The organism is Flavobacterium lacus, assembly GCF_003268815.1.
Taxonomy (GTDB): Bacteria; Bacteroidota; Bacteroidia; order Flavobacteriales; family Flavobacteriaceae; genus Flavobacterium; species Flavobacterium lacus.
Genome location: NZ_QLSV01000011.1, coordinates 21,204 through 36,290 on the forward strand (window position 1 = coordinate 21,204; position 15,087 = coordinate 36,290).

11 protein-coding genes are annotated in these 15,087 nt (G+C 34.7%); 9 read left to right on the forward strand and 2 right to left on the reverse strand.

All coding sequences use genetic code 11. The features are described 5' to 3' along the window. The 9 genes from B0I10_RS11235 (at position 1) to B0I10_RS11275 (ending at position 13,796) form a co-directional block, all read left to right on the forward strand. A complete protein-coding gene (locus B0I10_RS11235) occupies positions 1 to 1,416 on the forward strand; it encodes an Ig-like domain-containing protein (RefSeq protein ID WP_112086695.1) in 1,416 nt (471 codons plus the stop codon). 35 nt (positions 1,417 to 1,451) lie between these two features. Next, positions 1,452 to 2,267 (forward strand): glycoside hydrolase family 16 protein, encoded by an 816-nt coding sequence (locus tag B0I10_RS11240; protein WP_112086609.1) that lies wholly within the window; start codon positions 1,452 to 1,454, stop codon positions 2,265 to 2,267. A 79-nt stretch (positions 2,268 to 2,346) separates the two neighbouring features. After that, a complete protein-coding gene (locus B0I10_RS11245) occupies positions 2,347 to 5,751 on the forward strand; it encodes a hypothetical protein (RefSeq protein ID WP_245942986.1) in 3,405 nt (1,134 codons plus the stop codon). Positions 5,752 to 5,753: 2 nt separating this feature from the next. After that, positions 5,754 to 7,046 carry a glycosyl hydrolase family 17 protein gene (locus B0I10_RS11250; RefSeq protein ID WP_112086611.1) on the forward strand — a complete coding sequence of 431 codons (1,293 nt, stop codon included), beginning with the start codon at positions 5,754 to 5,756 and terminating at the stop codon, positions 7,044 to 7,046. A 91-nt stretch (positions 7,047 to 7,137) separates the two neighbouring features. Then, positions 7,138 to 8,553, forward strand: a complete 1,416-nt coding sequence (locus tag B0I10_RS11255) for a glycoside hydrolase family 30 protein (RefSeq protein ID WP_112086612.1) — start codon at positions 7,138 to 7,140, stop codon at positions 8,551 to 8,553. Between the two features lie 10 nt (positions 8,554 to 8,563). Further along, the gene (locus tag B0I10_RS11260) at positions 8,564 to 10,147 is read left to right on the forward strand and encodes an MFS transporter (RefSeq protein WP_112086613.1); all 1,584 of its coding nucleotides are present in this window, start codon (positions 8,564 to 8,566) and stop codon (positions 10,145 to 10,147) included. Between the two features lie 18 nt (positions 10,148 to 10,165). Next, positions 10,166 to 11,101, forward strand: coding sequence for a glycoside hydrolase family 17 protein (locus tag B0I10_RS11265; protein ID WP_112086614.1), 936 nt, complete (start codon positions 10,166 to 10,168; stop codon positions 11,099 to 11,101). Between the two features lie 174 nt (positions 11,102 to 11,275). After that, on the forward strand, positions 11,276 to 12,973 hold the full coding sequence (locus B0I10_RS11270; protein WP_245942987.1) for a family 16 glycosylhydrolase: 1,698 nt from the start codon (positions 11,276 to 11,278) through the stop codon (positions 12,971 to 12,973). 121 nt (positions 12,974 to 13,094) lie between these two features. Continuing rightward, positions 13,095 to 13,796 carry a TlpA family protein disulfide reductase gene (locus tag B0I10_RS11275; RefSeq protein ID WP_112086616.1) on the forward strand — a complete coding sequence of 234 codons (702 nt, stop codon included), beginning with the start codon at positions 13,095 to 13,097 and terminating at the stop codon, positions 13,794 to 13,796. Here the strand turns inward: B0I10_RS11275 and B0I10_RS11280 are convergent, their stop codons facing one another. Then, positions 13,797 to 14,162: a sulfite exporter TauE/SafE family protein gene (locus B0I10_RS11280; RefSeq protein ID WP_112086696.1), complete on the reverse strand. Its 366-nt coding sequence runs from the start codon at positions 14,160 to 14,162 to the stop codon at positions 13,797 to 13,799. It abuts the gene before it with no gap. Positions 14,163 to 14,174: 12 nt separating this feature from the next. After that, the gene (locus B0I10_RS11285) at positions 14,175 to 15,062 is read right to left on the reverse strand and encodes a lytic transglycosylase domain-containing protein (RefSeq protein WP_112086697.1); all 888 of its coding nucleotides are present in this window, start codon (positions 15,060 to 15,062) and stop codon (positions 14,175 to 14,177) included. Positions 15,063 to 15,087 lie beyond the last annotated feature (25 nt).

The window sequence follows — 15,087 nt, forward strand, 5'->3', positions numbered from 1 at the left end:
ATGAAAAATAGAAAAATTAATTATTTAAGAAAAACGTTCCTTTTAGGAATGGTTTTGACAATCAACCTCAGTTGTGAGAGAGATTTGTCTGATGAAGCGGTAAATGCCAGTTTTTCAAGAACGGCAGCAATATTTACCGATGACTTTGTTGGAATGGGAACCGATTTTTATTTCCCTTATGGTGGGTCAAAACCTACAGCATGGTCAGTTGACAATACACAAGGCTACAACAGTAATGCCTCGATGCGATTTGATGTACCAAATGCAAATGATCCGGAAGGATCATACGCCGGGGCAATCTTTAGAGTTGATGGAGCGGGACGTAATTTGACAGATTATGATGCCCTAACTTTTTACATTAAAGCTTCACAAGGTGTCGTAATTGCAGAGCTAGGTTTTGGTGAAGATTTCTTTGAAAATAAATACATGGCAACCATTACCAACGTAAGCATCGGAACAAATTGGTCAAAAATTATCATTCCGATTCCGGATGCTTCCAAATTACTACAAGAAAGAGGAATGTTCAGGTATGCTGCTGGCTCACAAGGCACTAATAATTTTGGGTATACCTTCTGGATTGACGATTTGAAATTTGAGAAATTAGGCACCATTGCACATGGACAAGCTTCGATCATGAACGGAAATAACGTGTCTGAAACCACATTTGTTGGGGTAAACTCAAATGTTGAAGGAATAATTTCAACGTTTAGTATGCCGAACGGAACAAACCAAGTTGTAAATTTGAGTACAGCTTATTTAGAATATACATCCTCTAACCCTGCCGTCGCAACGGTAGATTCCGCGGGTATGATTACTTCAGTGGGTCCGGGTACTACAGTTATTACTGCCACGATTAATGGAGTTGAAGCAACCGGAAGTTTAACAATTAACTGTGTTGGAACTTTTGTTCATGCACCAACACCACAACAAAATCAAGCAAATGTCATTTCAATATTTTCAGATGCATACACAAATGTGCCTGTAAATTATTACAATGGATATTGGCAACCTTGGCAAACCACTGTTTCCAACGACTTTACTGTAAATGGTGATAATATATTAAATTATACTATTTTTAATTTTGTAGGTATTGAATTTAGTAGCCCAACTGTGAACGCTACGGCTATGACACACATTCACTTAGATGTGTTTATTCCGGGTCCAATAGCTGCCGGAAGACAATTAAGAGTACTTGTGGTTGATTTTGGTGCTGATGGTGCTTTTGGAGGTGGTGATGATACAAGACATTCAACCACATTTACTGCTCCAACATTGGTTTCTCAAAACTGGATTTCGATTGATATCCCATTTTCTGCCATGCCAAATTTAGCCAGTCGTTCTAATTTAGCACAAATTATCCTCGAAGGCGGTGATGGTTCTGTTCTTTATGCTGATAACATCTATTTTTATAATTAATTCAATTTTTTAAGTACATCATAAAAAAATAAAAAATGAAATTTAAACATATATCTTATAAAAGAAACTTCCTTTTTGCCGGCTCGTTACTGCTGATCATGGCTTGTTCTGTAGACGAAACCCAAAAAGTAATTACTAAAACTAATCTTGTAATGCAAGAAGAGTTTGATACCAATGGTGCTCCAAACTCAAATTTGTGGAGTTTCGACATAGGTACAGGAAACAATGGTTGGGGAAATAATGAGTTGCAATACTATACTGACAGACCGGAAAACATAGTCGTGGAAGACGGAATGTTAAAAATAACAGCTCGTCGTGAATTATTTTTAGGTTCTTCGTACACGTCTGCAAGAATTTTAACCAAAGGCAAATTTGAACAAAAATACGGCCGAATTGAGGCAAGAATTAAACTGCCTTGGGGAAAAGGTTTATGGCCTGCCTTCTGGATGCTTGGTGCAAATATAGACGAAGTAAGTTGGCCACAATGTGGAGAAATTGACATCATGGAATACCTTGGTAATCAACCTACAAAAGTATTTGGAACCGTGCACGGACCAGGTTACTCAGGAGGAGAATCTATTGGAAAAACATATACTCTTCCAAACGATAGATTTGATAACGATTTTCACATTTTTGGTATCGAATGGGGTGAAAACTATATCAACTATTATGTAGATAATGTTTTATACAACCAAATTACCCCTGCTGATGTCAACGGTGAGTGGGTGTTTGATCAACCATTTTACCTTATTCTTAACATAGCTGTTGGAGGAAATCTACCGGGTTCACCGAATACAGATACCTCTTTTCCACAAACCATGTTAGTGGATTATATCAGAGTTTACGAATAAAAAAATAACAATTAAAAATAGTAGCCAAAGCCGATAAATAATGAATTTTGAAGAATTAAACACAAAAAAATCAATTTCTATGGAAATGATCGCCATTAAAGGCGAAAAGTATTATAAAATAGAAAACTCCGATGCCATGAGACCTTTTTTCATGAGCATCGTGAGTGATTCTAATCATTGGATGTTTATTTCTAGTAATGGCGGATTAACAGCCGGTCGAAAAAATGCTGAATTTGCACTATTTCCTTACTATACTGATGACAAAATTACAGAATCAGCGGATATAACTGGCAGTAAATCTATTTTTCAAATCCTGCACAACAATGAAATTGTCATTTGGGAACCTTTTTCTGAACGATTTACTAATAAATTCAAAATTACCAGAAATTTATATAAAAATTATTATGGTAATAAAATCATTTTTGAAGAAACTAACGAAGACTTAAATCTGACGTATCGTTACCAATGGAATTCTAGTAATCAATTTGGTTTTATTAGAAGATCGGAACTTATAAATAAGGCTGATAATACAGTTAAAGTATCCCTTTTAGATGGAATCCAGAACATCATGCCTTATGGTGTATCTTCAGATTTACAAAGTTCAACCAGTAATTTAGTAGATGCTTATAAAAGAAGTGAATTGCACAAGAAAAGCGGTTTAGGAATTTTTGCGTTAAGTGCCATAATTGTGGACAAAGCAGAACCAAGTGAAGCCTTAAAAGCTAATATTGTTTGGTCTTTAGGATTGAATAATGCACGGCATTTGGTGTCTTCTCTTCAGGTCAACAATTTTCGAAATGGCAATAGTGTACTTGCAGAAGACGATATTAAAGGTGAAAAAGGAGCTTACTTTTTAAACACAGAAATTACTTTAGAAGCAAATACTCAAAAAGAATGGATGATAGTGGCGAATGTAAATCAAGATCATGCTGATATCATTGCCATTACAGAAAACATTGTTAATAATAAAAATATAGTCGAAGAAATTTTAAACGACATTGAATTAGGTACCAAAAAACTAATCGAGTTAAACGCTTCTTCTGACGCTTTACAAGCTACCGCTGATAATTTAAGAGATACTAGACATTTCTCAAACACACTTTTCAATATCATGCGTGGTGGAATTTTTGATTACAATTACCAAATCGAAAAAGCTGATTTTAGTAGTTATATCAAAAAAGCAAATCAAGTTGTTTTTGAAAAAATAAACCTAAATCAATTAGCTGAAACGTTCACTTTAGAACAATTAAATGATTTTGCTTCTAAACAAAAGGATGTGGATTTTGAACGTTTATGTTTAGAATATTTACCGCTAAAATTCAGTAGAAGACACGGTGATCCTAGTCGACCATGGAATAAATTCTCCATCAATACACAAAGTGAAATCGATGGTTCAAAAATACTAGATTACGAAGGAAACTGGAGAGATATTTTTCAGAATTGGGAAGCTTTAGCCCATTCGTTTCCTAATTTCATCGATAGTATGATTCATAAGTTTCTTAACGCTTCTACTTTTGATGGATATAATCCGTATCGCGTTACAAAAGATGGATTTGATTGGGAAACTATCGAAGAAGACAATCCTTGGTCATATATTGGCTATTGGGGTGACCATCAAATCATCTATTTATTGAAGTTTTTAGAATTTATCGAAAAACATCAACCGGGTAAACTACAATCCTATTTTGATAATGAATGCTTTGTTTACGCGGCCGTTCCTTATACGATTAAATCGTATGAGGATATTCTAAAAAATCCAAAAGATACCATTGGTTATAACCATGAATGGGAAAAAGTAATCAATCAAAGAAAAAAAATAATTGGAGCAGACGGTGCTTTATTAAATAGTAACGATAAAGAAATTTATCACGTCAATTTTATTGAGAAAATATTAGCAACAGTTTTAGCTAAAATGTCCAATTTCATTCCAGAAGCCGGAATTTGGTTAAACACACAACGACCGGAATGGAACGATGCAAACAACGCTTTGGTGGGTAACGGAGTTTCAATGGTTACACTTTATTATTTGAGGAGATTCTTAAAATTCTTTGACCAATTATTAGAAAATTCAACATTAGAAAATATTAAGATTTCTAATGAAATGGTGGAATTTTATCATCAAATTAGAGAAACGTTACTAGAAAACAGGCATTTACTTTCAGGAAGTATAGATGATACAGCTCGAAAAGCAATTTTAGATAAGTTGGGAAAAGCAGCATCTGATTATCGTTACCAAATTTACAACAGTGGATTTTGGGGCAAAAAACGCACCCACTCCATGCAAGGTTTAAAAAACTTCACGAAAGTAAGTTTAGAATTTATCGAACATTCCATCAAAGCCAATCAGCGACAAGACAATTTATATCATGCGTATAATTTAATGTCTGTTGAAAATGATCAAGTTTCTATTTCCTATTTAAGTGAAATGCTAGAAGGTCAAGTAGCTGTTTTGAGTTCAGGATATTTGACTTCAAAAGAAAATTTAGCCGTTTTAGATGGATTGAAAAACAGTAAACTTTTCAGACCGGATCAATACAGTTATTTATTATATCCAAATAAACAACTTCCAAAATTTTTAGATAAAAATACCATATCAAAAGAAGCGGTTTCAAAGTCAGAATTACTGACTTTATTGGTCGCTAAAAACAACAAACAAATTCTTGAAAAAGACAGTTTAGGTGATTATCATTTCAACGGAAATTTCAATAACGCAGGTGTTTTAAAAACAGCTTTAGCAGCGTTAAGTCAACATAACGAATACAAAGCTTTAGTTGCCAAAGAAGCGAAAACGGTAGAAACCATTTTTGAAGATGTTTTTAATCACAAAGCCTTTACAGGTCGTTCAGGAACATTCTATGGTTATGAAGGTTTGGGCTCTATTTATTGGCACATGGTTTCAAAACTGCAATTAGCGGTTTTAGAATGTTGTATAAAAGCAGTAGAAGAAAAAGAATCACCGGAAGTAATTGGCAGACTTTTAGAACACTATTACGAAATCAACGAAGGAATTGGTGTTCATAAATCTCCAGCTTTATATGGAGCCTTTCCTACCGATGCTTATTCACATACACCAGCAGGAAAAGGAGCACAACAACCAGGAATGACAGGTCAAGTGAAAGAAGATATTTTAAGTCGTTTTGGTGAACTTGGAATTTTTGTAAAAGATGGATGTTTGGAATTTAATCCGTGTTTGTTGCGCAAAGATGAATTCTTAAAAGAAACAAAATCATTTGATTATGTTACTGTCGATTTCCAACATAAATCATTAGAATTACCTGAAAACACATTAGCATTTACCTATTGTCAAATTCCAGTAATCTATAAAATCGCTACTCAAAAATCGATTGAAGTACATTATAAAGACGGCAACAACACCAGAGCACAAAGCTTGATGTTAGATAAAGCAACAAGCCAACAGATTTTTGGAAGAATTGGAACTATTAATCATATTGAAGTACATCTTTTAGAAAGTGATTTAAGGTAAAAATGAAACCAATTCCAAACATAAAAACGATAAAAATCTTAAGAATACTATTTTTAGGTTTAACGTTATGTTTTGGAATTTCATGCAAAGATAAATCAGATGCTAAAGAACTTAATACAAAACCCGAAGAAGTGACTGCAAAAGACATATTAGGAAATCCAGACTATTTAGCCATTTCGTATGGTGGCTATCGCACCAACAGCAGAAGAGTTCAACCCACCATTACACAATTGAAAGAAGATTTAAAAATTCTTTCTGCAATGGGCATAAAAACCATCAGAACTTATAACGTTCATCTTCCTGAAGCAGTCAACATACTCAAAGCAATTGATGAACTCAACAAGGAGGATCAAAAATTTGAAATGTATGTTATGCTTGGTGCATGGATTGATTGCAAAAACGCTTGGACTGGCTTTGAACCTAATCATAACGAAGAAAGTGAACGTAATGCTGCCGAAATTGCTCACGCAGTAGAATTGGCTCAAAAATATCCTGAAATCATTAAAGTTATAGCAGTAGGAAACGAAGCTATGGTAAAATGGGCAACAGCTTACTATGTGCAACCTTCCGTAATCTTAAAATGGGTAAATCACTTGCAAGATTTAAAGAAAAAGGATAAATTATCAAAAGATTTATGGATTACTTGTTCGGATAATTTTGCTTCTTGGGGCGGTGGCGGTGATGAATATCATACAGAAGATTTAAATAAATTAATTCATGCTGTGGATTACATCTCGATGCATACGTATCCCATGCATGATACGCATTACAATCCTGTTTTTTGGGGAATTAAAGAAAGTGAAATGCAATTTCCTATCGATAAGAAAATAGATTTAATGATGGATCGTTCTGTTGAATATGCAAAAAGTCAATATGATGCAGTAAAAAAATACACGAAAAGTTTAGGTGTCAACAAACCTATTCATATTGGTGAAACGGGTTGGGCTACATACTCTAATGAATTGTATGGAAATAATGACTCAAAAGCGGTAGATGAATACAAAGCTGGTGTCTTTTATCGTAAAATGAGGGAATGGACAACGAAACAAAAAATAGCTTGTTTCTATTTTGAAGCATTTGACGAACCATGGAAAGATGCAGGAAATGCAGCTGGTTCCGAAAATCATTTTGGTTTATTTACTGTAGAAGGAAATGCTAAATATGCTGTTTGGGATTTGGTTGATAAGGGCTTATTTAAAGATTTAAAAAGAGATGGAAATACCATCCAAAAAACATATAATGGAAACAAAGAACGATTACTAAAAGAGGTTCAACTTCCCGGTATTTTAAAATAATATGGTATCAAATAATAGTAAATATGCATTTGTTTCATTGCTGTCAATTCTGATCGCATTGTGTTTTTGTAGTTGTCAAAAAGAAAAAGAGATGGAGATAAAGGTTTACGAAACTTCTGAGAATGGTAATAAACTAAAAGAAATAACCCAATTTTCTGAAAATAATGACATCATAAAAATTACAATTAATCCGGAAGAAAAGTTTCAAACTATCACAGGTTTTGGGGGATCTTTTACTGAAGCTTCGGCCTACTTACTCAATCGATTGAGTAAAAATAATCGCAAAAAAATACTCGATGCCTATTTTAGTGAAAACGGAGCTAATTATTCTTTAACCCGAACCCATATTGCTTCGTGCGATTTTTCTTTAAGTAACTACACCTATGCCAAAGTGGAAAATGATTTGTTGATGGAGCATTTCACCATCGAAGACGATAAAGATGATTTAATTCCAATGATTTTAGAGGCAAAAGCAACTTCTAAAGAGGGTTTTAATATCATTTCTTCTCCTTGGACTTGTCCGCCTTGGATGAAAGATAACAAAGCTTATGTTGGCGGAAAATTATTACCTGAATTTAATGATGCCTTTGCCTTATATTTTTCAAAATATTTGGATGCTTACAAAAAAGAAGGTATCGATATTTGGGGAGTTACCGTCATCAACGAACCACACGGAAACGGAAACAATTGGGAAAGTACTCATTTTTCACCTGAGGAAATGACATTGTTTGTGCAAAATCATCTCGGACCAAAACTAGAAAAAGACGGTTGGAAGGATGTGAAAATTTTCGGCTACGACCAAAACAGAGCAGGTTTACCGGAATGGGTAGATGCCATGTATAAAAACGAAGAAACATCAAAATATTTTGCAGGAACCGCTATTCATTGGTATGAAAGTACCTATGATTTCTTTCCGGATGCGTTGCAATATGCTCATAAAAAAGCACCCAATAAATACCTAATTGAAACCGAAGGTTGTGTAGATTCTGAAATTCCACATTGGCAAGACGATGCGTGGTATTGGAAAAAAGAAGCCACCGATTGGGGTTGGGATTGGGCAAGTGAAAAAGAAAAATATTTACATCCAAAATACGCTCCCGTAAATCGGTATGCCACTGACATCATTGGTTGCCTAAACAATTGGGTGGATGGTTGGATTGATTGGAATATGGTGTTAGACCGTCAAGGAGGCCCAAACTGGTTTAAAAACTGGTGTGTTGCTCCGGTTATTGTAGATCCTGAAAAAGACGAGGTGTATTTTACTCCTTTATATTATGTAATGGCTCATTTTAGCAAATTCATGCGACCCGGAGCTGTAAAAATTGGATGTACAATAAGTAATGACGAATTAATGACAACTGCTGTAAAGAACCCGGATGGTTCTATTGCAATTGCCATTTTCAATCCAACTGACAAAGAACTAACAATCGAATTAAATTTTAATAACCAGAAAAAAAATAGCTCCATTAGTGCAAAAGCTTTGCAAACTGTGGTTATTAAACCTTAACGAATAAATTATGGATAATCCAACTCCTATTACAGATTATAAAACTTCAAACGGTAGAAATAAAGTCCCTTTTATACAAAAATCAGCCTTTGGAGCAGGTCATTTAGTACTCAATTTATTACCGGGTGCATTGGGTGTATTTAGTTTTTTCCTGTTGACTGCTTTTGGAATGGATCCTTTGTTAGCAGGAATTTTAGGCGGTTTACCTCGACTCTATGACGCTATTACTGATCCTATCATGGGGTTTGTTTCAGACAATACTAAATCCAAATGGGGACGACGAAGACCTTATATTTTCATCGGAGCTATCTTGAGCGGGATATTCTATATTTTATTATGGCAAATGAGTCCGGAAAATTCTCAAATGTATAATTTCTGGTATTTTTTAATCTTTTCACTAATTTTCTTAACGGGTAATACCATTTTCGCAACACCTCTTGTGGGTTTAGGATATGAAATGACCAGCGATTATAATGAGCGAACTCGTTTGATGGGATTTGCCAATACTATTGGTCAGTTTGCCTGGATGATTGTGCCCTGGTTTTGGGTGATCATTGCCAACCCAAAAATGTATGAAACGCAAGTGGAAGGTGTAAATCAGTTGGCTATTTATGTGGGCGTTATTTGTATGGTATTGGGAGTTTTACCAGCCATATTTTGTAAAGGTATTGATTCTGCTCACATGGAAAACAGAAAGAAAATATCTTTTAAAACCATTGGCTCTAGTTTTAAAGATTTGTTTCATGGCATTAAACAAGTCTCCAGAAACAAGCCTTTTATGAAACTTTGTGCGGCTACTTTTTTAGTGTTTAATGGATTTCAAATTGTGGCCTCTTTTAGTGTTTTTATTATTGTGTTTTATATGTATAATGGAAGTTATGAAGGTGCCGGAACTTGGCCAGCTTGGTTTGCAACGATTAGTGCAGTATTAACCGCATTTATGGTCATTCCAATCATAACCCGAATTGCAAACAAATGGGGTAAAAAAAATGCGTTTATTATTGCTTCCTTTATCTCCATAGTTGGTTATTTACTTAAATGGTGGGGATTTGATACCAATTTGAATGAATCATTTAACCAAACAGCTTTTGCTCAAAGTATGGCAAATGGTTTACAAGCTTTTTTCAATGCTATTGGTCCAACTTTGGAACAATTAAACATGTCTTGGTTTAGTGTTAATACGACGCTAGGAGTGCCTTGGCTAATTTTTCTGCCAATTCCATTGTTAGCTTTTGGGTTGGGTAGCCTATTCACTTTAATGATGAGCATGACAGCCGATGTTTGTGATTTGGATGAACTTGAAAATGGAATGCCAAGAAAAGAAGGAACTTTTGGAGCTATTTATTGGTGGATGGTAAAATTAGGTCAGGGACTAGCCTTAGTAATAAGTGGTTTGGTTTTAAAGTTAATCGGATTTGATGGTGCTGCTGCCACTCAAACTGCAGAAACTATGCATAATTTGCGTTTAGCAGACATTATCATTCCATCACTTACTGCCGGAATTGCCATAATCATTATGTGGAAATATAATTTGAATGAAAAACGTGCCAGAGAAATCAAAGACGAATTGGTAGCCCGAAGAGGTGAATTATAATAGCAAAAACAACGAACTATGTCATTTAGAGAAGGTCATTATTTTTCGTTAGACGAAAATAAAAATTACAGCGAAAGTGAACACTTTCAGCATGAAATTCAAATTTCAGATTATACACCTGAGAGTTTAGTAAACCTCTGGCAAAAAACGTTAGAAAAAGGGATGCATGGCATTTGTTTCAGCATGTATGAAAACGATCAAAAACCAGGTGATATCATTTATGGCGAACAAGTGAACAGAAGAATTCAAATCTTAAAACCATATGCCAAATGGGTTCGCTCCTTTTCTTGTATCGAAGGCAATGAACATATTCCAAGAATTGCCCATCAAAATGGCATGAAGACCTTAGTGGGTGCTTGGCTAAGTAATGATTTAGAGCTTAATGAAAAAGAAATTGAAGGATTAATAACCTTAGCAAAAGAAGGTTGTGTAGATATTGCTGCCGTTGGAAATGAAGTAATGTATCGAAACGACTTAACCGAAGATCAATTGCTAGAATATATCAATCGCGTAAAAGAAGCTCTTCCAACTATTCCCGTTGGTTATGTTGATGCCTATTATGAATTTTCACATCGTCCAAGAATTACAGCGGCTTGTGACGTAATTTTAACCAACTGCTACCCTTATTGGGAAGGTTGCCCGATTGAATATTCCTTTAACCACATGAAAAGCATGTTTGAATCGGCAAAAAATGCCGGAAACGGAAAACGTGTAATTATCACCGAAACCGGTTGGCCAAGTCAAGGTGGTTCCCTCAAAGGTGCTGTGGCTTCTCATGAAAATGCCATGAAATATTTTATTGATACGCAAAATTGGTCAAAACAAAACAATATTGAAATTTTCTATTTCTCCTCATTTGATGAAGCTTGGAAAGTTGGCCCGGAGGGTGAAGTTGGTGCTTACTGGGGGTTATGGGATAAAAATGAACAACTGAAATACCAAACTGAAAAATAAGTTATCTCAGCATACAAATTGGTTAAAAAAAAGTAAAAATCATTTTAGTACTTAACTTCTTAAGAAGCAAAATAACTTAGATGGCTTACTTTTTTAACCAAAAAAATAAAAATCAAGTTAAAGGTTTAACCTTTTAAAATTCAAAAAAACGCTAGAAAAATTTGCCCAATGATCATGAAAAAATTCGCCATCTTTATTCTTTTTTTATCCTACTTTATGACCACTCAATCCAGTAAAGCACAAGTTGATATTGTGTACAATAATTTAGTGTGGTCTGATGAATTTGATAATAATGGTGCAATCAATTCATCCAAATGGCACCATCAAACTCAACTACCCAACGGAGGAAGTTGGTTTAATGGCGAAGTGCAACATTATACTAACCTTATTACAAATTCATTTGTAAATAACGGCTTTTTAAACATTGTCGCAAAAAAAGAACCTTATACCAATCAAGGCGTAACCAAACAATATACTTCGGCACGTTTAAATTCTAAATTTGCATTTCTTTATGGTCGTGTCGATATCCGTGCAAAAATACCAACCAATCAAGGAACTTGGCCTGCCTTATGGATGCTAGGTAAAAATGTAAACGAGAATGGAGGTTTTTTTAATTCAGAGTTCGGAACCACCAATTGGCCTGCTTGCGGCGAAATTGATATCATGGAACATGGCATTACACCATCACAACCTGCTGGTTTCATACAAAGTGCTATTCACACGCCGTCTTCATTTGGAAACACGATCAATCATGGCGGAACAATTGCTTCTAATTTAGGTAATGCTTTTCATGTGTATTCCGTGAATTGGTCACCTTTTCAAATAACGTTTCTTTTAGATGGTGTTGCTTTTTACACCTATAATCCTGCCGTTAAAAACGCAAATACATGGCCGTTTGATGCAGAACAATATCTACTATTAAACATTGCTATGGGTGGAGTTGCAGGTAACATTCCATCTGGTTTTACGCAAGCTTCCATGGAAATAGATTATGTGAGAGTCTATCAAAACACATTACTTGACAACGAACCGCCTACAAATTTTACTGCAACAGTAGGAACTGTAACCAGTTCTACTATTGAATTGTTGCTAAATGCAAATGACAATTCAGACAATGTAGTTTATTCTATCAATTATAACGGTCAAAACATTTCTACAGCAAACCCATCAGGCGAAGAAAAATCAGTAATCATTCCAAATTTAATGCCTTTGACAACCTATAATTTTTCTGTTTCAGCAAGTGATGTTGCAGGAAATCAATACATCAACAATCCGGTTCTTTTGAGTGCAACCACCACAGGAGTTATCGGATGTTCAGGAACAGGTACAGAAGCTCAAGAAGGGGCTTTTTCTGTAGGCTATTCCTATGAATTTGAAACCATAGGAAACGATGTAAAAATCACTTTTGAATTGTTAGACACAGACAAAGTGGGTGTAGTTGCCTTTTTGCGAAGACAAACGCCATTTACAGAGTACCAAATGACCACGCTACCAGGAAATAGATATACCTATACCATTACCGGACAAACCATGGGTACCACAATTAGCTATGCTGTTAAATTTGCCTATTCAGGTGGGTTATCGGTTACAAGCTATATTACTTATGTAGTCGGACAAGATTGTTCCCTCTCAATTGATTCTTCAACTGAAGCACAATTGTTTACTTTTCAAAATCCAGCCACTGATTATTTGTATTTGAACTCAGCTATTGCCATGGATAAAGTAGAAATACACCATTTAGATGGTAAATTGGTTTTAGTCTCCTCTAGCACCAATGAACCCATTAATATCAAAAGTTTAGCAAAAGGATTGTATTTAGTTAGTGTTTACCAAGGAAATAAAAAAAGTGTCAAAAAATTGATTATAAAATAAATTGACTCGGTTTTTTGTAGCTTGATTATTACTATTTTACCAGCTAACTATTTATTAATCAGTATTTTTTTGTTTTTTTAATAAAATTCAATAGCTTTGTTTGAATCAAAGTACTTAAAATGTGAAAATAATTATTCTCATAGTAGTATTTGTTACGTCAAACTTAAGTGTACTGAGTCAATCGATTCAGGAACCTTCAAAATCTTTTACAGAGGCAATTCGAACAAACTTTGTTAAATATAAAAATCAAAGTAGTGAGGCCTATCGGATTGGTGATTTTGAAAGAGGTCAGTTTTTATTTGATAGTTTAGTTCAGAATCAACTCATTGGATCTAAATTTAATGACTACACATTAAAAAGAATTAATAACCGAAAGCTCAAAATGAGTAAGGTGAAAAAACCAATCTTCTTGGTTACCTACGCGGCTTGGTGCATCCCCGGAAAAGGTGAAATCCCCGCCTTAAATAAACTCGCTAAGGAAAATAAAGCAATAGAATTTATCGTTATTGTTTTTGGAAAGAAAAAAGAAGCTGGAAAATTTGCAAAAAAATTCAACAGTAGCATTGAAATCGGCTATGCACACAAAAATTATAAAAATGACAATGAAATTGTAGAAAGCATGCGGGAAACATTGGGTTTTCCAACCTGCTATATGATTGATGAACACCTCCAAGTTGTCAACATTAAAAGAGGGTCTGCCTCTACTCCTCTAAAAACACCAACAAAAAAAGCAGTAGAAATGAATTATTCGATTTTTAGTGATCGCCTTTCGGAGTTAATACAATTGAAGCAAAATAAAAAAGAATTGTTAGTAACCAACTGATTATTTTCCTAAAATGAGTTTTCCGGCTACAAGCAAGAGAATAACACCAAAGATTTTTTTGAGAATTTTTTCATCAAGCTGTACAGCAAATTTGCTTCCAATATAACCACCAATCACAAAAAAGATAGCGATTACGGCAGCATATTTCCAATCCACATAGCCTTCCTTGTAATAATTAAAAGCAGCCAAAGCGGTGACGGGTACAGAAAGTACGGCTAAACTGGTTCCTTGAGATTGATGTTGTGTTAATCCTAAAAGTAACAACAAAGGAATCATAATTATTCCTCCACCAATGCCAATTAATCCACTTAAAATACCAGCCAAAAGCCCGATGAACAATAGTATAATCAAAGTTGATATTGTCATTTTCATAAGTAATTAATATCCTTCGATAGGAATTTCTAAAGTGTACGTTCTCTTTCCTTTATTTTCAAGTTTCTTATCTCGCAACCAAGGATTATGAATTTTTAAAATCTTATAATTCACTCCTTGACTCTTTGCAAAAACTGCTAAATCCGAAATTGTTGAATCAACTTGAATTTTTTTTACTTCAATGGGGTGATACAATTGTTCGTTAGGAATTTCAAAACCATACTTAGCCGGATTTTGCATAATTTCTTTCAAAGCTAAAATTCTAAAAACATACCGAGAAGTTTCTTCTGTCAGTAAAACATCATAATAATCCGCCACTTGTTGATTAGTTAATTGCTTATTTACGCCACCCATTCCGCCATTATACGCAGCAGCAGCTAAAGTCCAATTCCCAAATTTATTTTTTGCGTCTAAAAGATAGCGACAAGCAGCTTCAGTTGATTTTTCCAAATGATAACGTTCGTCCACAAAATCATTGACTTCCATACCTTTCTCTTTTGCAGTTTCAGGCATAAATTGCCAAACACCGCGTGCTCCCGCCGGCGAAACCACATTGGCTAAGCCGCTTTCAATAACAGCTAAATATTTAAAATCATCCGGAATACCATATTTTTTCAATATCGGTTCAATCACCGGAAACGCACGGTTCGCTCTTTTTAAAATTAATGTTGTGGTAGAATGTAAATTCGTATTGATAATCATTTCTCTATCCAATCGCTCACGGACATCAGCTATATGTAAAGGCGTTTTTTCACCTGCAAAATCAATTTCCATAGGAAGTGCTACTACTTCTCTTTTTTCTGTAACAACAATTTTCTTAGACGTTGAGTAAACAAATAGTCCGCTCAAACCAATCAAAACTGCAGCAATTACTATATTTCTTATCCTTTTCATACCTAACATTTTTTATTTGTTAATT